Source organism: Kitasatospora sp. NPDC101447, assembly GCF_044767225.1.
GTDB lineage: Bacteria > Actinomycetota > Actinomycetes > Streptomycetales > Streptomycetaceae > Kitasatospora.
Genome location: NZ_JBIWNL010000009.1, coordinates 29817 through 48204 on the forward strand (window position 1 = coordinate 29817; position 18388 = coordinate 48204).

18 protein-coding genes and 1 tRNA gene are annotated in these 18388 nt (G+C 72.3%); 5 read left to right on the forward strand and 14 right to left on the reverse strand.

Features of this window, described 5'->3' with window-relative positions; translation table 11 throughout:
- Positions 1 to 119 precede the first annotated feature (119 nt).
- Positions 120 to 2468, reverse strand: a complete 2349-nt coding sequence (locus ACIRST_RS15680) for a hypothetical protein (protein WP_402802775.1) — start codon at positions 2466 to 2468, stop codon at positions 120 to 122.
- A gap of 522 nt (positions 2469 to 2990) precedes the next feature.
- Here ACIRST_RS15680 and ACIRST_RS15685 point away from each other — a divergent pair.
- Positions 2991 to 3770 carry a tyrosine-protein phosphatase gene (locus tag ACIRST_RS15685; RefSeq protein ID WP_402802776.1) on the forward strand — a complete coding sequence of 260 codons (780 nt, stop codon included), beginning with the start codon at positions 2991 to 2993 and terminating at the stop codon, positions 3768 to 3770.
- Positions 3771 to 3919: 149 nt separating this feature from the next.
- Here ACIRST_RS15685 and ACIRST_RS15690 read toward each other — a convergent pair whose 3' ends face one another.
- The 8 genes from ACIRST_RS15690 to ACIRST_RS15725 form a co-directional block, all read right to left on the reverse strand.
- Positions 3920 to 4825 (reverse strand): RNA polymerase sigma factor SigF, encoded by a 906-nt coding sequence (locus ACIRST_RS15690; RefSeq protein WP_350519721.1) that lies wholly within the window; start codon positions 4823 to 4825, stop codon positions 3920 to 3922.
- A gap of 144 nt (positions 4826 to 4969) precedes the next feature.
- Positions 4970 to 5809 carry an RNA polymerase sigma factor SigF gene (locus tag ACIRST_RS15695; protein ID WP_396545244.1) on the reverse strand — a complete coding sequence of 280 codons (840 nt, stop codon included), beginning with the start codon at positions 5807 to 5809 and terminating at the stop codon, positions 4970 to 4972.
- Between the two features lie 322 nt (positions 5810 to 6131).
- Positions 6132 to 6425 carry a Dabb family protein gene (locus ACIRST_RS15700; protein WP_350519722.1) on the reverse strand — a complete coding sequence of 98 codons (294 nt, stop codon included), beginning with the start codon at positions 6423 to 6425 and terminating at the stop codon, positions 6132 to 6134.
- 140 nt (positions 6426 to 6565) lie between these two features.
- Positions 6566 to 6730 carry a hypothetical protein gene (locus ACIRST_RS15705; protein ID WP_350519723.1) on the reverse strand — a complete coding sequence of 55 codons (165 nt, stop codon included), beginning with the start codon at positions 6728 to 6730 and terminating at the stop codon, positions 6566 to 6568.
- A 449-nt stretch (positions 6731 to 7179) separates the two neighbouring features.
- Positions 7180 to 7269: transfer RNA gene (locus ACIRST_RS15710), tRNA-Ser, on the reverse strand.
- A 66-nt stretch (positions 7270 to 7335) separates the two neighbouring features.
- On the reverse strand, positions 7336 to 7863 hold the full coding sequence (gene tadA / locus ACIRST_RS15715) for a tRNA adenosine(34) deaminase TadA (protein WP_350519724.1): 528 nt from the start codon (positions 7861 to 7863) through the stop codon (positions 7336 to 7338).
- A 26-nt stretch (positions 7864 to 7889) separates the two neighbouring features.
- A complete protein-coding gene (locus ACIRST_RS15720) occupies positions 7890 to 8447 on the reverse strand; it encodes a tRNA adenosine deaminase-associated protein (RefSeq protein WP_350519725.1) in 558 nt (185 codons plus the stop codon).
- A 291-nt stretch (positions 8448 to 8738) separates the two neighbouring features.
- Entirely contained in the window at positions 8739 to 8975 is a 237-nt protein-coding gene (locus ACIRST_RS15725; RefSeq protein WP_350519726.1) for a hypothetical protein, read from the reverse strand.
- A 163-nt stretch (positions 8976 to 9138) separates the two neighbouring features.
- Between ACIRST_RS15725 and upp the strand changes: the two genes are divergently transcribed.
- Entirely contained in the window at positions 9139 to 9774 is a 636-nt protein-coding gene (gene upp, locus ACIRST_RS15730; RefSeq protein WP_350506235.1) for a uracil phosphoribosyltransferase, read from the forward strand.
- Between the two features lie 79 nt (positions 9775 to 9853).
- On the opposite strand, the gene ACIRST_RS15735 is transcribed toward upp, so the two are convergent.
- Entirely contained in the window at positions 9854 to 10543 is a 690-nt protein-coding gene (locus tag ACIRST_RS15735; protein WP_402802778.1) for a LytR C-terminal domain-containing protein, read from the reverse strand.
- Between the two features lie 268 nt (positions 10544 to 10811).
- Entirely contained in the window at positions 10812 to 11108 is a 297-nt protein-coding gene (locus ACIRST_RS15740) for a type II toxin-antitoxin system VapB family antitoxin (protein WP_030061387.1), read from the reverse strand.
- Between the two features lie 245 nt (positions 11109 to 11353).
- Here ACIRST_RS15740 and ACIRST_RS15745 point away from each other — a divergent pair, with 245 nt between their 5' ends.
- Positions 11354 to 12964 (forward strand): helicase HerA-like domain-containing protein, encoded by a 1611-nt coding sequence (locus ACIRST_RS15745; protein ID WP_402802779.1) that lies wholly within the window; start codon positions 11354 to 11356, stop codon positions 12962 to 12964.
- Positions 12965 to 12968: 4 nt separating this feature from the next.
- Here the strand turns inward: ACIRST_RS15745 and ACIRST_RS15750 are convergent, their stop codons facing one another.
- Positions 12969 to 14135, reverse strand: a complete 1167-nt coding sequence (locus ACIRST_RS15750) for a hypothetical protein (RefSeq protein ID WP_402802781.1) — start codon at positions 14133 to 14135, stop codon at positions 12969 to 12971.
- A gap of 90 nt (positions 14136 to 14225) precedes the next feature.
- Complete coding sequence (locus tag ACIRST_RS15755) at positions 14226 to 14897, reverse strand: rhomboid family intramembrane serine protease (RefSeq protein WP_402802783.1); 672 nt, start codon at positions 14895 to 14897, stop codon at positions 14226 to 14228.
- 83 nt (positions 14898 to 14980) lie between these two features.
- Between ACIRST_RS15755 and ACIRST_RS15760 the strand changes: the two genes are divergently transcribed.
- On the forward strand, positions 14981 to 15499 hold the full coding sequence (locus ACIRST_RS15760; protein ID WP_402802785.1) for a YbhB/YbcL family Raf kinase inhibitor-like protein: 519 nt from the start codon (positions 14981 to 14983) through the stop codon (positions 15497 to 15499).
- A 317-nt stretch (positions 15500 to 15816) separates the two neighbouring features.
- Here ACIRST_RS15760 and ACIRST_RS15765 read toward each other — a convergent pair whose 3' ends face one another.
- Positions 15817 to 16794: a YafY family protein gene (locus ACIRST_RS15765; protein WP_350519732.1), complete on the reverse strand. Its 978-nt coding sequence runs from the start codon at positions 16792 to 16794 to the stop codon at positions 15817 to 15819.
- Between the two features lie 111 nt (positions 16795 to 16905).
- On the opposite strand from ACIRST_RS15765, the gene ACIRST_RS15770 reads away from it, so the two are divergent.
- Positions 16906 to 18384, forward strand: a complete 1479-nt coding sequence (locus ACIRST_RS15770) for an MFS transporter (RefSeq protein WP_350519733.1) — start codon at positions 16906 to 16908, stop codon at positions 18382 to 18384.
- Positions 18385 to 18388 lie beyond the last annotated feature (4 nt).

Genomic DNA, 18388 nt, shown 5'->3' on the forward strand with positions numbered 1-18388 from the left:
CGCACCCCCCCCCCCCCCCGGGGGGGGGGGGGGGGGGCCCGGGGGGGGGGCCGGGGGGGGGGGGGGGGGGGGGGGGGGGGGGGCCCCCCCCCCCCCCCCCCGCCGGCGGGTGTTACGGGTTACCGCTTGCCGGAGCGTCCGGCGGTGCTGCTCGGCGTGGCCGTCCCCCCGGAGGCCTTGCCGCTGTTCGCCGCGCCCTTGCCGCCGTGACCGTTGTTATCAGTGGTCACGCCCTTGCCGGGCACCGGGGTCCCGCTGCCGGGCACCAGGGACGGCGCCGGCTTGCGGGTGATGTCGCTCGGGCCCACCGGGACCGGAGTGGCGACGCCCTGCGGGACGACCTTCTTGTCCGCCGGCACCGCGGCCGGGACGGACTTGGCCGCGACGCTCGGCGCCACCGCGGCCGGGGCGGCCGGAGCGGACGGGAGCTGCAGGGTGACGTTGCTCTGCAGGGAGCCCGGGGACACCCAGCCGGAGAGCGTACCGGCGTAGGACGAACCGAACCCGGTCGATCCGATGACCAGCTTCTGAGAAGTGCCGGTCGGCATGGTGGCCTGGACCTGAACACCGGACGGCGCGCTGACCGTGACGGTGTTGCCGACCCGGTAGGCGGTGACCTTGCCGGCGGCGACGGCCGCGTTCCAGGCCGCGCGCTTCTGGAACTCCTGGCCGATCTCGCGCTCGCCGAGGTTCACGATCGGGGTGTTGTCGGCGTGCAGCGACCGGTAGGTGCCGAGGATCTTCTCCAGCACCGGGTAGAGGATCTTGTCCTCGGACAGGTTCGACTGGTGGATGAAGTGCGGCCGCGGGTCGTTGTTCAGCACGTGGCCGAGGTCGATCCGGGCCTCCAGCGGAACGATGTACGACTGGAAGCCGGTGTTGACGTCCAGCGGCGCCGGCAGGCAGGTCGAGTTGGCGTTGTTCTCACAGACGCCGCTGCCACCGTTGGCCGCGCTGGTGTAGATCCAGTTGTACTCGTCGGTCTCCTCCTTCGCCGTGCCGGCGTTGTAGAAGACGTTCATCGGGTACCGCGGCACGGTCAGCGTCGAGGAGCCGACGGCCCGCTGGGCGGGCTCGCGGGAGGCGTCGCTGCCGGTGAACTTGATGCCGTTGGCGGCCAGCGCCGGGGCCAGGTACGGGTTGTCGCTGGTCTCCTGCGGGGCGGTCAGCAGACCGGAGTGCTCGCCGGTGACCAGGACCTGCGGGTCGACGTTCAGGCCGTTGGTCCTGGCCCAGTCGAAGTTGTTCTTGATCTGGCTGGAGACGGTGTTCTGGTCGGTCCAGACCGTGTTGCCCGCGGCGTCCTTGGTGCACTTCCACGGCACCACCGAGACGTCCTGGACGCAGCCCAGGTACGGGTGGGTGTACGTGTGGTTGACCCAGCGGTAGCTGTTCTGGTCGGCGATCATCTGGCTCGCCGTGGGGTCCACGGTGGTCTCGTGGTCGGCCTTCCAGTCCTCGCTGCCGCCACCGTTGAACACCATGTCCAGGGTGAAGTTGTTGGCGGTCTGCCACTGCTTGAGGTACTGGGCGTCCGCCTGGGTCATCCGGATCGGGTTCGCGGTGTCCGGGGTGCCGGGCGGGCAGGTGACGTCGCCGGGGGTGCACTTCAGCGTGGTGTCCCAGCGGTCGTCGGCCAGGAAGACGTCGTCGACGTGGGCCGCGAAGTAGTTGCGGTCGTAGCCGAGGTGGACGCCCTGGGTGATCCAGTCGACCATGCCGCGGGCGAGCAGGCGGTACTGCTGCTGGTACTGGTTGTAGACGAACGTGACGACCAGTTCCTTGCGGCCGTCGTGGGTGTACTCGCCGACCAGCGACCCGCGCGAGGTGCCGCCGGGTATCGGCGCGTCGACCAGCGGGACGAAGGAGGCGCCGGCCGGGAGGCTCGCGAGCGGGGTGGCGAGGTAGCCGTAGCTCTCGCTGACGCTCGGGTCGTTGTCCTCGAACGGGACGCTGCCCTTGAGGTACCCGAACGATCCCGACGTTCCGGCCGCGGTGGTGGCGCCCTGGAATCCGTCGAGAGTGCCGACGAATCCGGGATTCTGCGCGTAGTTCAGCCCCACCGCCGGACTGGCCCACGTGTACGCGTCGATCTGACGGACGTTGAAAGCGGCTTCGTAGCTCGCGATGGCCGTCATCTCGGCCGCGCTGTTGGGGAAGGGGTTTTCGTTGGGCAGCACGATGCCCTGGAACTTCCCGCGCGGCTGGCCGTTCACCGTGTCGCTCAGGAAAGCCGCGTTGATCACGGGACGGTTGGGGTCATTGAGGCTGACGACCTTGTACGGCGTGCCCTGGCTCTTGAGCTCGGCGGTGATGGCCGCGACCGAGGGACCGCCGTCGTCGACGACCAGGATGGTGAGGTCGATCCTGGGCGCCGTGGTGTCGCCAAAGGCCAGGGTGGTCTGCAGGCCGCCGGCCAGCAGGACTGCCGCCGCGCACGCGGCGACTCTTCGGGTCGCTCGACCCATGGTTGATCCTCCCCTTGGGCCAGGCAACGCGCTGCTCGGCGCTCGCCTGCCCGTGTAGCTGTTCGCGGGCAGCAGGCTGCCCGGCGCCCATCCTGGTCGAGGGTCGGCCGTGCGAGGGACCAAATGGGCGAGAGTGCAGCGAACCTGTTACCAACGTTCATGGCGTTGCCATGAAGGCGCTGATTGTGACCGGAACCGGACCGGTGACGCAAATAATGAATTGAAAATGAAAAACCGGAAGCTGAGCGCTACAGGTGGTTACCGACGGTGTGGCCCGATGGGGTGGGTGGGACACCTACACTGTCGTCGTTGCGCATGACACTCTTGCACATCTCCCCGGTCCATTGGGCAGGTTCATGCAATATCGGGCACCGTTGTGCCATGTGACAGTCTGAATATGCAATGGAGGCGCGCGTGACCGATCGGCAGGCCCGGTCCGGAAGAATCGTGAACGCACGGAATTCGGCGCCGGAGGGGGGCGGAACGGAGTCGGTCGGGCGCAGCCTCGGTCTGCGCGGCGCGGTGAACGCACGGGATCTGGGCGGTTACCGGGCGGCCGACGGACGGATCCTGCGCCGCGGAGTGGCCCTGCGCAGTGACGGCCTGAACCACGTCACCGCCGAAGACCTCGGCCCGCTGGCCGAGTTGGGCCTGCGCCGGGTGGTGGACCTGCGCAGCATGGACGAGGTCCGCGAGGCCGGCCGCGACCGGCTGCCCGATGGTGTGGCGCTGCACCACTTCCCCTTGCTGGCAACGGACTTCGACATCTACGTGATGATCAGGGATGCGCTGTCCGACGCCAGTGCGCAGCGGCAGCGGGCACTGCTCGGCGACGGCCGGGCGGGCGCGATGATGACCGGCCTCTACCGATGGTTCGTCACGGACCGGGTGGCGCGCGAGCGCTTCGCCGCCCTGCTGCGCCTGTTGGCCGCCCCGGAGGGGCCGCCGCTGCTGTTCCACTGCTCCGCGGGCAAGGACCGCACCGGCTGGGCCGCCGCGCTCCTGATGACCGCCCTGGGGGTGGACCGCGCGACGGTCCTCGACGACTACCTGCTCACCAACGAGCGCTCCGCGGCGGTCGTCGAGCGCGTGCTGGGCGACTTCGCGGCCCGCGGCCTGATGCGCGAGCCCGAGCTGCTCCTGCCGGTCTTCCGGGCCGACCGCGCCTACCTGGACGCGGCCTTCGCGGAGGTCGAGGCCGGCTGGGGCGGCTTCGAACCGTTCTGGCGAGAGGGGCTCGGGCTGGACGACGACGTGCTGGCCGGACTGCGCGTCAACCTGCTGGACGGCAGCGACAGCTGAGGGGACCGATCGACCCGCGTCGATCGGCCCCCTGCTCCCGGCCCGCTGCTCGGCCCCTGCTGGGCCCGCTGCTCGGCCCCCGCTGGGCCTCTTGCCGGCCCTCCTGCTCGGCCTCCGTCGATCGGCGTCCGCCGGTCGGCCCGGTTCGGTCAGCCCTCGTTGATCAGGCCCTCGCGGAGCCGGGTGAGCGTCCGGGTGAGCAGCCGGGAGACGTGCATCTGCGAGATCCCGATCTCCTCGCCGATCTGCGACTGGGTGAGGTTGCCGAAGAACCGCAGCATGATGATCCGGCGCTCGCGCGGCGGCAGCTTGGCCAGCAGCGGCTTCAGCGACTCCCGGTACTCGACGCCCTCCAGCGCGAGGTCCTCGTAGCCGAGCCGGTCGGCCAGCGGGCCGTCGCTGTCCTCCTCGCCGGAGCCCGAGTCGAGCGAGCTGGCGGTGTACGCGTTGCCGACCGCGAGGCCCTCGACCACGTCCTCCTCGCTGACGCCCAGGCAGGCGGCCAGCTCGGCGACGGTGGGGGAGCGGTCCAGCCGCTGGGACAGTTCGTCGCCGGCCTTGGTGAGTGCCAGGCGCAGCTCCTGGAGCCGCCGCGGCACCCGGACCGACCAGCTGGTGTCCCGGAAGAAGCGCTTGATCTCGCCGACCACGGTGGGCATCGCGAAGGTGGGGAACTCCACCCCGCGCTCCGGGTCGAAGCGGTCGATCGCCTTGATCAGGCCGATGGTGCCGACCTGGACGATGTCCTCCATCGGCTCGTTGCGGCTGCGGAAGCGCGCCGAGGCGTACCGGACCAGCGGCAGGTTGAGCTCGATCAGGGTGTCGCGGACGTACGTGTGCTCCGCGCTGCCGGGCTCCAGCGCGGCCAGCCGCAGGAACAGCGAGCGGGAGAGCGTCCGGGTGTCCAGCCCGGAGCCGGCCGGCGGCTCCGGTGCCGCGTCGGGGCCGGGCGGCCGGACGGATTCGACCCGCTGCCGCGGGACCAGGTCCTCGGCGACGGCCGTGCCGTTGGCGTGTCCAGCGTGGATCTCCGCAGTGCCCAGCTCTCCGGACATGCACCCACCCCCTTGTGACTGACGGTTGAACGGGGGCCCTCGCACGGAGGTTCCCGGCGGGGCCCTCCCCCCTCCATACCGGAACACGGTGCACGGCAAACCCGAACGTCGCAAGATGTCACGCGGGGGTAACGCGCTGCAATCTCACTCTTCCCAGGAGTTGCCGGTCCGAAGCCGGTTGAGGATCCGGGAGAGCAGCCGGGAGACGTGCATCTGGGACATCCCCAGCTCGGTGCTGATCTGGGACTGGGTGAGGTTGGCGAAGAACCGCAGCATCACGATCCTGCGCTCCCGCTCGGGGAGTTGGACCAGCAGGTGACGGACCATGTCGCGGTGTTCGACCTCGGCCAGCGCGGCGTCCTCGTAGCCGAGCCGGTCGAGCAGGGCGAGGCCGCCCTCGTGCTCCTGGGCGGCCTCCAGGGAGGCCGCGTTGTAGGCCCGCCCGGCGTCCAGACAGGCCCGGACGTCCTCCTCGGGGATCCGCAGGCTGGCGGCGATCTCCGGCACCTTGGGGGCCCGTCCGTGCAGCACCGTCAGCTCCTCCATCGCGCCGCTGACCTGGACCCACAGCTCCTGGAGCCGGCGCGGGACGTGCATGGTGCGGACGTTGTCCCGGAAGTAGCGCTTGATCTCGCCCAGGATGGTCGGCAGCGCGTAGGTGGGGAACTGGACGCCGCGGCTGGGGTCGAAGCGGTCGATCGCGTTGATCAGGCCGATGGTGCCGACCTGGACGACGTCCTCCATCGGCTCGCTGCGGCTGCGGAAGCGGGTGGCCGCGTAGCGGACCAGGGGGATGTTCACCTCGATCAGGGCGGCCCGGACGCGTTCCCGCTCGGGGGCGTCCGGGGGCAGCTCGGCGAGCCGTTCGAACAGCACCCGGGTCAGCGTCCGGACGTCCACGACGGGCCGCCCGCCGGGGCCGCGCAGCCCGTCCGGGCGGAGCTCGCCGGCCGGGCTGATGATCGCAGCCAGCACCTCGTCCACGGACACGTCACCCCTCCCAAAGTCGACAACGGCGGGCCCTGCGGATCGGGTGTCGCGGCTGGTTCATCACCTCGCCATGTCCGGCAAAACCGGTCATAGCATCACAAGGTGGGCGCAGGTCGGGCAAGCACCCGGTAGAGGTGTGTTGGTAGGCCGTTCGACCTGCGCCCGGCCGGTCGGCGGGGAGCGGCGGGGATCGTTCCGGGACAGAGCAAGGCGCCCCGCCCGGAGGTCGGACGGGGCGCCGCGGTCCGTCCGGGGGAAGGGCCCGTGACGGGCTCCGGACGGGGCGGGGCCGGACGGGGCGGGGCCGGACGGGTGCTCAGACCTCGATGTCGGCGATCACCCAGGTCGCGAACTCGCGCCACAGGGCCGCCGCGGCCTGGTGGGCCGGGTGGGTCAGGTAGGCCTGCAGGGCGTCGCGGTCCTCGACCAGGCTGTTGATCGCGTAGTCGTACGCGATGTCCCGCTCGGTGGTGTTCCAGTTGCACTCCCACTCGCGCAGCTCGGGGATGACCGCGCCGAGTTCGGAGAAGGCCTTGGCGCCGGCGAGCGCGCGCTCGTCGTCCTTGCTGACGCCTTCGTTGAGCTTGAACAGGACCAGGTGCCGGATCACGATTGCCGCTCCTCGCGGACGGGGGTGGGGTCCCGCCCACCGTAGCCGGTGCACCGGTGCCGCCGGACGGCCGTCCGCCGGTCGGGTGCGGGCCGGAGCCCGGGCCGGAGCCCGGGTCGGTCACGCCGGGTCGGGCCGGTCTACTTGATCAGGCCGGTCATGAAGGTGCCGACCGCCTTGGCCGCGTTCGAGATGCCCTCGAACCCCAGCTGGACGAGCTCGGCGGAGCGGGCCGGCGACGTGATGATCGAGTAGAGCACGAAGACGAGCAGGAGGACCATGCCGATCTTCTTCGCCTGCGCCATCGGGTGACCTTCCTCCCAGCGGTGGGCCGCCGTCATCCGGTCCCCGAGCGGCCTGCAGGGGGCAGCTTATCCACCCGGACGGGCTATCAAGTGTGCGACGCGTTCGGCCGGCGGGACGAAGGTCCCCGCGAGTGGGGCCTTTCTCCGGGTGCCCGGCCGCGAGCCGGGCGGCAGGATGGATGACGTACCGAGGATCTGGCAGGAATCCCCGGTGCGTGGATCCGGAGCTCCCCGCTGTGGGACCGGCCGCCGCGGCTTCCCCCCGACGCGGTGCCGGTTGTGGGACTCCGCCGGGGGAGCGGTCAGTCCCCCCGAGCCGCTCCCCCCTCCAGGCTCCGTACGGACCGGGCGTCGGTGGTCGTCGGCCCGGTGTACGGGGCCGCTTCCGTGTCCGAGGGTGCGCGGAAACGCCGAGGGCCCGTCCGGATCGGACGGGCCCTCGGGCTTTCTGGCGGTAGCGGTGGGATTCGAACCCACGGTGGAGTTGCCCCCACACACGCTTTCGAGGCGTGCTCCTTTGGCCGCTCGGACACGCTACCGAGGGGAACTCTACCGGACGGGTGGCTCGGGAACGAAATCCGTATCGGGAGGGCCGTCGGAGGGGCTCAGCGGTGGGTGTCGAAGAACGCCCGCAGCTGCTCGCCGCACTCCTCGGCGAGGACGCCCCAGATCACCTCGGGGCGGTGGTTGAGCCGGCGGTCGCGCATCACGTCGAAGAGCGAGCCGGCCGCGCCGGCCTTCTCGTCGAGGGCGCCGTAGACCACCCGGTCGATCCGGGAGAGCACGATGGCGCCGGCGCACATCGTGCACGGCTCCAGGGTGACGACCAGGGTGCAACCGCCGAGCCGCCACTCGCCGACGGCGGCGGCCGCCTGCCGGATCGCGACCACCTCGGCGTGCGCGGTCGGGTCGCCGACCGCCTCGCGCTCGTTGTGGCCGCGTCCGATCACCTCGCCGTCCGGGCCCAGGACGAGCGCCCCGACCGGGACGTCCCCGGTGGCCGGCGCCAGGGCGGCCTCGGCCATGGCGAGGCGCATCGGCGCCGCCCAGCGGTCGCGGACCGGGTCGGGGCGGACGGGGGCGGGCAGTGGGGGGACGTGCGGGACGGTCAGGGCGGTGGATGCGGGCTGCATGGCATCCAGTGTCGGGTATCCGGCCGCTACCGGACGGCCTCCAGGACCTCGCCGCAGCCGAGGGCCTCGGCGATCTCCTCCAGGGCGTCGCCCGGCACCGCGCCCTCGCCGCTGAGGGCGAGCAGTTCGTCGGAGGCCAGGCCGAACTCGGTGAGCAGGTGGGCGTCGCCGAGCGGGCCGACCGGGACGCCGCCGCGGGGCTCGGCGTCCTCGTCGTCCTGGGCCTGCGCATCCGCTTCCTCGTCCAGCAGGTGGTCCAGGTCGCCGAACTCGCTCTCGCCGGCCTGGTCGACCAGCTCGTCGGTGAGGACGGAGCCGTACGAGCTGCGGGCCGCGGCGGCGCCGTCCGACACGAAGATCCGCGGGTCGTCCTCACCGTCCACGCGGACGACGGCGAACCAGGAGTCCTCCTGTTCGATGAAGATCAGGACGCTGTCGTCGTCCTGCGCGGAGTTGCGGGCCAGGTCGGCCAGATCGGCCAGGGATTCGACGTCGTCGAGCTCCGTCTCGCTCACATCCCACCCGTCCTCGGTGCGAGCAAGCACTGCAGCGAAGTACGCCACCAGGGACACTCCCAAGATCATCGGTCTCGGCTGTCGGCGCGCCGGGCAACGCGGAATCTGGCCGCCCCCGCGCCAGAGGCGGTCCGCTTGTTCGGACCGTCCCATCGGAATCGTGACAGAAAGCCCGCCCTCGCGGGGGGTGTTCGGCAGCGCGTCTTTGCAGGTCGTGTCGGAAGGGCCGGGCGGCGGAGGGCCGAGCCGTGGCGGGACGGTCCGAAGCCGGTCGAAATTTGCTCCGAACGCCCGCCGGGGCCGATCGCGCCCCGTCTCCGCCCCGCCGCGAGCCCTGCCGCGGACCCGCTCGGAGGCCCGTCAGATCCGGAAGGTTCGCATCCGCATCGCCTCGCGCATCCGCCGTTCCTTGGTCCGGCGGGGCTGGACCCGCTCCCGCAGTTCGCGCGCCTCGGTGAGCTCGCGCAGGAAGACGGCCCGCCGCTTGCGGCGCTCCGCCTCGGTCTCCGGGGGGTCGTCCGGCGGGCCCGCGCGCCGGCCCGCCCCGCCGACGGGCTCGTCCGCCGAGCCGTCCCCGGCCTTCGGGTTGCTCGTCATAAGACGTGACATTCCCAGAACGGCCCGGTTGATACCACAGCAGCCGCTTCCGTCCGGACATTCACCCCGTGTCACGGCGTGTCACGGGTTCGTCACCCGGTCCGGCGCCCGGGTCGGGCCCGGCATGTCGTACAGGCGTCCAGACGCGGGCTAACCTCGGTACATGCGTCTCCACGTCGTCGACCACCCCCTGGTCGCCCACAAGCTCTCCACCCTGCGCGACGAGCGCACCGACTCGCCGACCTTCCGTCGCCTGACCGACGAGCTGGTGACCCTCCTCGCCTACGAGGCCACCCGGGACGTCCGCACCGACGAGGTGGAGATCACCACGCCCGTGGCGGTCACGCTCGGTACCCGGCTCAGCTACCCGCGCCCGCTGGTGGTGCCCATCCTGCGGGCCGGCCTCGGCATGCTGGACGGGATGACCCGCCTGCTGCCGACCGCCGAGGTCGGCTTCCTCGGCATGGTGCGCAACGAGGAGACCCTGGAGGCCTCCACGTACGCCACCCGGATGCCCGACGACCTCTCCGGCCGCCAGGTCTACGTGCTCGACCCGATGCTGGCCACCGGCGGCACCCTGGTCGCCGCCATCAAGATGCTGATCGAGCGCGGCGCCACCGACGTCACCGCCGTGGTGCTGCTGGCCGCCCCCGAGGGCGTCGAGGTGATGCGCCGGGAGCTGGCGGACCTGCCGGTCACCGTGGTCACCGCCGCCCTGGACGAGCGGCTCAACGAGAACGGCTACATCGTCCCCGGCCTCGGTGACGCGGGCGACCGGCTGTACGGCACCGCGGGCTGAGTCCCCGACGGAGAACGGACCCATGGGAAGGGCCCTGCGGCAGCGCGCCGCAGGGCCCTTCCGTTGTCCGTACCGGGCGTCAGCAGCTGCCGGCCGCCGTGGGGGTGGGGGAGGGCTTGGTGGCCAGGGCGAGGGCGGCGGCCGCCTGGGTCTCGTCCAGCAGGGCGTTGTAGCTGTCGCCGATGATGAAGTCCACGGTGGCGTCGGCGCGGGCGTCCGCGGTGACGGTGGCGCCGGCGATCTGCGAGCCGACCAGGGTGCCGGCCCCGGCGCCGGTCGGGCCGGCGATCACCTGGGCGGTGCCGGGCACCTTCTTGTCCAGCTCGGCCGGGGCGTTGCCGACCTTGCCGATGACGAAGCCGCGCTTCTTGAACTCCTCGGCGGTCCGCCCGGCCAGGCCGGCCTTGGTGGTGGCGTTGTAGATGTTCACGGTGACCGCGGTGGGCTGCGGGACGGCGTGCGGGTCGCCCTGGGCGGCGGCGGGCGCGCCGGAGGCCGCGGGGGCGCCCGGCGTCGCGCCCGGCGTGGGGGCGGCCAGCGGCTTGCCGGAGGAGGTCGCGCACGCCTGGGCGGAGGAGTTCTTGTTCCGGCCCGTGAAGATGTCGTAGAGCTGCACGCCGCCGAGGCCGATCAGGGCCAGGGCGAGCAGGCCGGCGAGCGCGGCGATCACCTTGCGGCTCTTCTTCGGGGGCCGGCCCAGCCGCGGGTAGGAGTTGCCGGTGACGCGGTACTGCTTCCCCTTGAGGCCTTGGGGAGTCAACATGCTCATGGTTTGTCTCCCCCTCGTACCGGGGCGGGGTCGGGATGACGGGTCGGCCGGGTAGGGGCATCCCCCGGGTGCGGGCGGATCCCCTGGTCGCGGCCGTAGTCAGCAGCGTAGTGCCGTACAGCTGCGAAGGTACTAAATGATCATCATCTGGAGTAGCCCGGTACCCGAATGGGGGTACCGGGGTACGCGCGGACCGCCCTCCGCCGGGTGGCGAGGGGGCGGTCCGGAAGCCTGCGGCCGGTCCGACGGGCCCGGTGCCGGGGGCCCGTCACTCCATTTCGAGGACGCGGGCGTGCAGCACCTGGCGCTGCTGCAGCGCGGCCCGTACGGCCCGGTGCAGCCCGTCCTCCAGGTAGAGGTCGCCGTGCCACTTCACCACGTGGGCGAAGAGGTCCCCGTAGAAGGTCGAGTCCTCGGCCAGCAGGGTTTCGAGGTCGAGTTGGCCCTTGGTGGTCACCAGCTGGTCGAGCCGCACCGGACGCGGGGCGACGTCAGCCCACTGTCGGGTGCTCGTCCGGCCGTGATCCGGGTACGGCCGCCCATTGCCGATGCGCTTGAAGATCACACGGAAAGCCTACCGTTTGGGCGGCGAATGACGCAGCAGCCGCGACGCCGCCACGCGCACCGGTGTGAACTGCGGGTGGACGAATGCGGCTGTTTGATGGGAAATGTCGCGAACATCGCCCGGTGTCGACCGGTTCGAGTCGATCGGGTTCCGGTTCCGGTGGCGAAGCGTTCCGATGCGATCCGATGCGTGCCGGTGCGTGGCGACGCGTGCCGAATGGTTCCGATCCGCCCAGGAGTGTGCCGATGTCCTCCGCCCCCACCCCGCAAGCCGTCCGGGAGATCGCCGACGGGTACGCCTTCACCGGGCCCGCCCTCGACCTCGGCGCGGTGCTGCTGGACGGCACCGCGTACCCGGGCGCCCAGGTGCGCATCCCGCTGGGCGTCCTCAACCGGCACGGGCTGGTCGCCGGGGCCACCGGCACCGGCAAGACCAAGACCCTCCAGCTGATCGCCGAACAGCTCTCCGCGCAGGGCGTGCCGGTGTTCCTGGCCGACATCAAGGGGGACGTCTCCGGCGTCGCCGCGCCCGGCACGGCGAGCGAGCGCACCACCGCCCGGGCCGCCGAGGTCGGGCAGCAGTGGGCGGCGCAGGGCCGCCCCGCCGAGTTCTACGCGCTCGGCGGGCAGGGCACGGGCATCCCGATCAGGGCCACCGTCACCAGCTTCGGGCCCTTGCTGCTCAGCAAGGTGCTGGACCTGAACGAGACCCAGGAGTCCTCGCTCAGCCTGGTGTTCCACTACGCCGACGGCAAGGGCCTGGAGCTCTACGACCTCAAGGACCTGACCGCGGTGATCGCCTTCCTCGCCTCGCCCGAGGGCAAGGAGGAGCTGAAGACCCTCGGCGGCCTCTCGGCGGCCACCGCCGGGGTGATCCTGCGGGCGCTCACGGTGCTGGAGAACGAGGGCGCCGGGCAGTTCTTCGGCGAGCCCGAGTTCGACACCGCCGAGCTGCTGCGGACCACGCCGGCCGGCGAGGGCGTGGTCTCGGTGCTGGAGCTGCCTGCGGTGCAGGACCGGCCGCGGCTGTTCTCCACCTTCCTGATGTGGTTGCTCGCCGACCTCTACCAGGAGCTGCCCGAGGTCGGCGACCTCGACCGGCCGAAGCTGGTGTTCTTCTTCGACGAGGCGCACCTGCTGTTCAAGGGCGCCTCCAAGGCCTTCCTGGAGGCGATCACCCAGACCGTGCGGCTGATCCGCTCCAAGGGCATCGGCATCTTCTTCGTGACCCAGACCCCGCGGGACGTCCCGTCCGACGTGCTGGCGCAGTTGGGCAACCGGGTGCAGCACGCGCTGCGCGCCTTCACCCCGGACGACGCCAAGGCGCTCAAGGCCACCGTCTCGACCTTCCCGCGCTCCTCGTACGACCTCGGCACGGTGCTGACCTCGCTCGGCACCGGCGAGGCGGTGGTGACCGTGCTGTCCGAGGAGGGCGCGCCGACGCCCGTCGCGGCGACCAGGCTGCGGGCGCCGCAGTCGCTGATGGGGCCGATCGAGGCGGGGGCGCTGCGGGCGGCCGTGGACGGCTCTCCGCTGACGGCGCGCTACCGGGACGCGGTCGACCGGGAGTCGGCGTACGAGAAGCTCGCGGCGCGGGCGCCCCGGCCGGAGGCGGCGTCGACGGAGCCCGAGCGCTCCGGGCCCGGGGCGCGTGGGACGCGTGAGGCCGACGAGCCCCGGGAGGCGAGGGAGTCCAGGGAGCCCCGGGAGGCTTCGGGGGAGAAGGAGGGCGTGGGCGGGCTGCTCGGGTCGCTGCTGAGCAATCCGACCGTGAAGTCCTTCGCCCGCTCGGCGGGGCGCCAGCTCGGGCAGGAGATCTCGCGCAGCCTGTTCGGGACGTCCAAGCGGCGGCGGTGACGGCTCAGCCGCGGAGGGCGGCGCCGATCCGGTCGAGGGAGGACAGGCGCATCAGGCCGTAGTGGTAGAACCCGATCTCGGGGACACCGAGTCCGCGCAGCAGGGAGACCTTGGCGGCGAGGTTCTCCGCGCCGTCGCAGTCGGAGGACATCGGGCGCAGGATCACCGCCAGGTCCTGCGGGCGGACGCCGTGCAGGGCGAAGGCGGCGACCTTCTCCCGGACGGCCTCCGGCGTCGTGGCGTAGCCGAGCGTCTCGATCCGGTCGGCGGCCCGGGCGAGGGCGGGCAGGTCGATCCCGGCGAGCCAGCCCTTGCCGGGGCCGCCGCCGTCCATGAAGCTCAGCCGCATGCCGTGGCGGCGGGCCTGCTCGGACAGGTCGGCGGCGAGCGAGGTGACGGTGGCGGCGGAGGCGTCCACGTACGCGGCGAAGGCGCCGTCGGCGAGGGCGCTCAGGTCGGCGGGCTCGGCGGCGGCGGAGTCGTCGGCCAGCCGGCGGCGCAGCTCGGTGCGGACCGCCTCGGCCGCCTCCTCGGCCGGGACGCCGGCGGCCGTGGCGGCGGCGCGGCAGTGCGGGCAGAAGCAGACCCCGAGCAGGGCCTCGGCGACGGGGCCCAGTTCCTCGAAGTAGCGCTCGTGGTGGTAGCCGTGGCGCAGCCCGTGGAAGTGCAGCGACTCGGCCCGGATCGCGTCCACGCCGTACCGGGCCTGCTCGGCGACCAGGGTCAGCGCGTACTCGCGGACCTCCGGGTTCGCCGGGCAGAGCTCGGTGAGCAGGCGGTCGCCGAAGGCGTTGGCCGGGGCGCAGTCGGGGTGGGCGAAGCCGAGCCGGTCGTTGTGGCAGAAGACCGTCCAGGCGTGCAGCTTCAGGCCGCGGCGGTGGGCCTGCGCGGCGGCCTCGGCGAAGGGGTCGCGCTCGCCGATGGCGGTGGACGGGGTGGGTGCCAGTCGGCGGCCCCGCCAGGCGGCCGGGTCGGGGCGGAAGTACGCCGCGCCCGGCTCCAGGTAGCGGATCACCCGGCGGGGGTTGTGCGGGAAGACGTCACGGGCCGCGTGGTAGACCGAGGCGAGGGTGACGCCGCCGACCCCGGCGCGGTCGGTGAGGTTGCCGAAGAAGGCGTCGGGGCCCTCGTCGAGCAGGTCGGTGGCGAAGGCGAGGACGGACGACTCCACGGTGCGGCTCCGGGGCTGGGGGCAGGTGCGCCGTTCACGCTAGCCGCAGGGGTGGGATTGGTCTATACCTGGCAGGGTCGGCCGGGTGGCTCAGATGCCCAGGTCGTCCAGCTGCTTGAGCAGGGCGGTGCCGGGGCTGTTCGGAGCTGAAGCCGAAGCCGAAGCCGGAGCCGGGGCGACGGGCCCGGGGGTCCGGTTGCGGAGCAGGACGGCGGCGGCCAGCCCGCCGATCAGCCCGCCCAGGTGGCCCAGCCAGCTGACGCCCTGTGCGACCGGCAGCACGCCGATCAGCAGGGAGGAGTAGAGCACCGCGACCACGACGCCGACGACCGCGTCCAGCACCTTGCGGTCGAGGAGCCCGCGCAGCACCACGTAGCCGAGGTAGCCGTAGACCATGCCGCTCGCGCCGGCCGTCACGGTGTTCGAGCTCTCCAGCAGCCAGACCGTCAGCCCGCCGGACACCATGATCACCAGGCTGGCCAGCAGGAACTTCTGCATGCCGCGGACGGCGGCCAGGAAGCCGAGCACGAACAGCGGCCAGGAGTTCGCCTCGATGTGCTCCCAACTGAAGTGCAGGAAGGGCGAGGTGAACATCTCGGGCAGGTCGCCGAGCTGCTCCGAGCGCAGGCCGAACTCCCGCGACAGCCCGTAGTCGTCCAGCCAGTTCAGCACCTGCACCGACCAGATGACGGCCTGGATGCCGAGCATCGTGAACAGCGCGGTGCGGGAGTCGGAGAGCAGACGGGTCATCCGGGTGGCCATGACCCGACTGTACGGGCGGACGGATCGGACGTGCACCCCATTACAGTGACCGGTGTCATTCCGACTGCGAGAGGTGACCACCCATGAGCAAGCGTCCACCGCTGCCCTACGAGTTCCTGCCGCAGGTGCCGTCCTTCGAGCTGAGCAGTCAGGACGTCACCGAAGGCGGCACGCTGGCCCGGGAGTTCATCCATGCCGGGGGCAACCTCTCGCCGCAGCTGGCCTGGTCGGGCCTGCCGGAGGGCACCCGGAGCATCGCCGTGACCTGCTACGACCCGGACGCGCCGACCGGCTCCGGTTGGTGGCACTGGCTCGCCCTCAACCTGCCCGCCGACACCGCCGGGCTGCCGCGCGGCGCCGGAGCCTCGGACGACAGCCTGCCGGGCGCGGCCTCCTTCCACGGCCGCAACGACTTCCCGGGCAACAAGTACGACGGTGCGGCCCCGCCGCCCGGTGCCCCGCACCGCTACGTCTTCGCCGTGCACGCCCTGGACGTGGAGAAGCTGGACGTCTCCGCCGACACCCCGGCCGCCCAGATCGGCTTCCACATCACCTTCCACACCCTCGGCCGGGCGCTGCTGACCGGCGAGTACGGGGTCTGAGGCCCGGCGTCGACACCCGATCGTCCGGTCGAGGTCCGGCGGCTGCCCGAGGAGGAGCGGCGGGCCGGGCGCAGGCCCCTGACCTGGACGGTCGGACCGGACGGCGAACTGGCCGTCCTCGTGGTGCCGGAGCCCCACGCGGCACCGCCCGGCGCCTGGCCCGCGGTGCTGGTCACCGACCGGGACGGCCGGATCTGGATGGCGTACGGGGACGAGGGCATCTACGGCGACCACCCGATGGCGATCCCCGGGCTGCTGGCCGCTGGTTCCGCAGCGGCAACGGCTGGTACCGGGTCGGGGTCTGAGCCCCCCTCCCCCTACCTCCCCTCCTGGGTCTCCTCCCCGGCCGCGTGGGCGGCGCGGGCCGCCAGCCTGCGCAGGTGCTCGCGCAGCTCCGGCGGCTCGTGCACCTCGAAGGCGCGGTCCAGCGACAGCAGCCGCACCGCCGTCCACTCCAGGGAGTCGGAGCGGGACCGCAGCCGGCAGCTGTGCTCGTCGACCGGCTCGATCTCGGAGTCGCCCGGCCTGAAGCGCTGCCGGACCAGCGCGGCCGGCGCGTGCACGGTGGCGACCACGGTGCCGCTCGGTGACGCGGGGCGCAGCTTGCCCGCCACGTACGCGGCGGCGTCCTCGGCGGGGAGCGGGCGCGGGGTGAAGCGCGCGCCGGTGGCGAAGGGCTCGCTCAGCCGGTCGACCCGGAACAGCCGCCAGTCCTCGCGGTCCAGGTCGTAGCCGACCAGGTACCAGCGGCGGCCGACCGAGACCAGCCGCTCGGGCTCGACCAGCCGCCTGGTGCCGGTGCCGTCGTAGGCGCGGTAGGCGAAGCGCAGGCGTTCGTGGTTGGTGACGGCGCCGGCGATCAGGGTGAGGTCGTCCGGGTCGACGGTCGGGCCGTCCCCGGTGAGCAGCGGGACGGTGGCGTTGTTGAGCGTGCCGACCCGGTGCCGCAGCCGGCCCGGCAGCACCTGGAGCAGTTTGCCGAGGGCCCGGACCGAGGCCTCCTCGATGCCGACCACGGCGTGCCCGGCGCCCGCCCGCAGCCCGACCGCGATGGCCACCGCCTCCTCGTCGTCCAGCAGCAGCGGCGGCATCGCCGTGCCCGCGACCAGCCGGTAGCCGCCGACCGCGCCCATGGTGGCCTGCACCGGGTAGCCGAGGTCGCGCAGCCGGTCGATGTCGCGCCGGATCGTCCGGGGGCTGACGCCGAGCCGCTCGGCGAGTTCGCTGCCGGGCCACTCGCGCGGGGTCTGCAGCAGCGACAGCAGGTTCAGCAGCCGGGCCGGGGTGTCGGTCATGCCGTCCAGCATGCCGGATGAACTGGGACAGCTCCTGACCTACATGGCCGCTACCGTCGTGGACGTCGAGAAGAAGCGGTCAGAGCGAGAAGTCGAGTCGAGGAGTACGGAATGAGCGCGGCGGGAGCCGATCGGCGGAGGTGGATCGCCCTGGCGATCGTGATGGTGGCCTCCTTCATGGACCTGGTGGACGTCACCATCGTCAACATCGCCATCCCCAGCATCCAGGCGGACACCGGCGCCTCCTTCAGCGCCGTGCAGTGGGTCACCGGCGGGTACGCGCTGGCCTTCGCGATCGGGCTGATCACCGGCGGGCGGCTGGGCGACATCCACGGCCGCAAGCGGCTGTTCCTGATCGGGATCGGCGGCTTCACCGTGGCGTCCGCGCTGTGCGGGCTGGCCTCCGGGCCGGAGATGCTGGTCGCGACCCGGCTGCTGCAGGGCGGGACGGCGGCCCTGATGGTGCCGCAGGTGCTGTCGATCATCCATGCGACCTTCCCGGCGGAGGAGCGCGGCAAGGTGTTCGGCATGTTCGGCGCGGTGGTCGGACTGGGCGCCGTCTCCGGTCCGATGATCGGTGCGTTGCTGACTGAGTGGGACCTGTTCGGCCTGGCCTGGCGGCCGATCTTCCTGATCAACCTGCCGGTCGGCATCGCCGGTCTGCTGCTCGGCCGCCGCTTCATCGACGAGTCGAAGGCCGACCAGGCGCTGAAGCTCGACCTGGTGGGCGTGCTGCTGGCCAGCCTCGGCCTGCTGATGCTGATCTACCCGCTGACGCACGGGCGGGAGGCCGGCTGGCCGCTCTGGGGGTACCTGTCGATGGCCGGCAGCCTGCCGGTGTTCGCGCTGTTCGTGGCGTACGAGAAGGTCAAGACGCGGCGGGACGGCTCGCCGCTGGTCGAGCTGGCGCTGTTCCGGGTGAAGTCCTTCGCCGCCGGGATCTGCGTGCAACTGGCCTTCGGCGTGGCACTCGGCATCTTCTTCCTGGTCTGGACGCTCTACATGCAGGTCGGCCTGGGCTGGAGCCCGCTCAAGGCCGGTGCGACCGGCATCCCGTTCTCGCTCGCGGTCTCCACCGCGGCCGGGCTGTCGGTGCAGAAGCTGGTGCCGCGGTTCGGGCGGAAGGTCCTGCAGGCGGGCGCGCTGGTGATGGCGGCGGGCGTGCTCACCTACATCTGGGAGGCGGACCGGTACGGCACGGCGATCTCGCCCTGGCAGATGGCACTGCCGCTGGTGGTGATGGGCCTCGGCATGGGGCTGATCGTCGCGCCGATCACCGACGCGGTGCTGGCGGAGGTGCCGCGCGAGCACGCCGGCTCGGCCTCCGGGCTGATCAACACCGTGCAGCAGGTGGGCAACGCGCTCGGGCTCGGACTGGTCTCGGTGGCGTTCTTCGGGGCGATGGACGACGTGGTCGCGCCGGAGGCGGTCGGGACGGCGTTCGGCGGGGCCTTCGTGCACGCGCTGTGGTGGGTCGCGGGCGTGCTGGCGGCGGTGTTCCTGCTCATGTTCGCGCTGCCGCGGCGGCGCAAGGCGCTCGACGCCGGCGCCGCGGGCGCGGTGGAGGAGCGGGAGTCCGTCCTGGTCTGAGGAC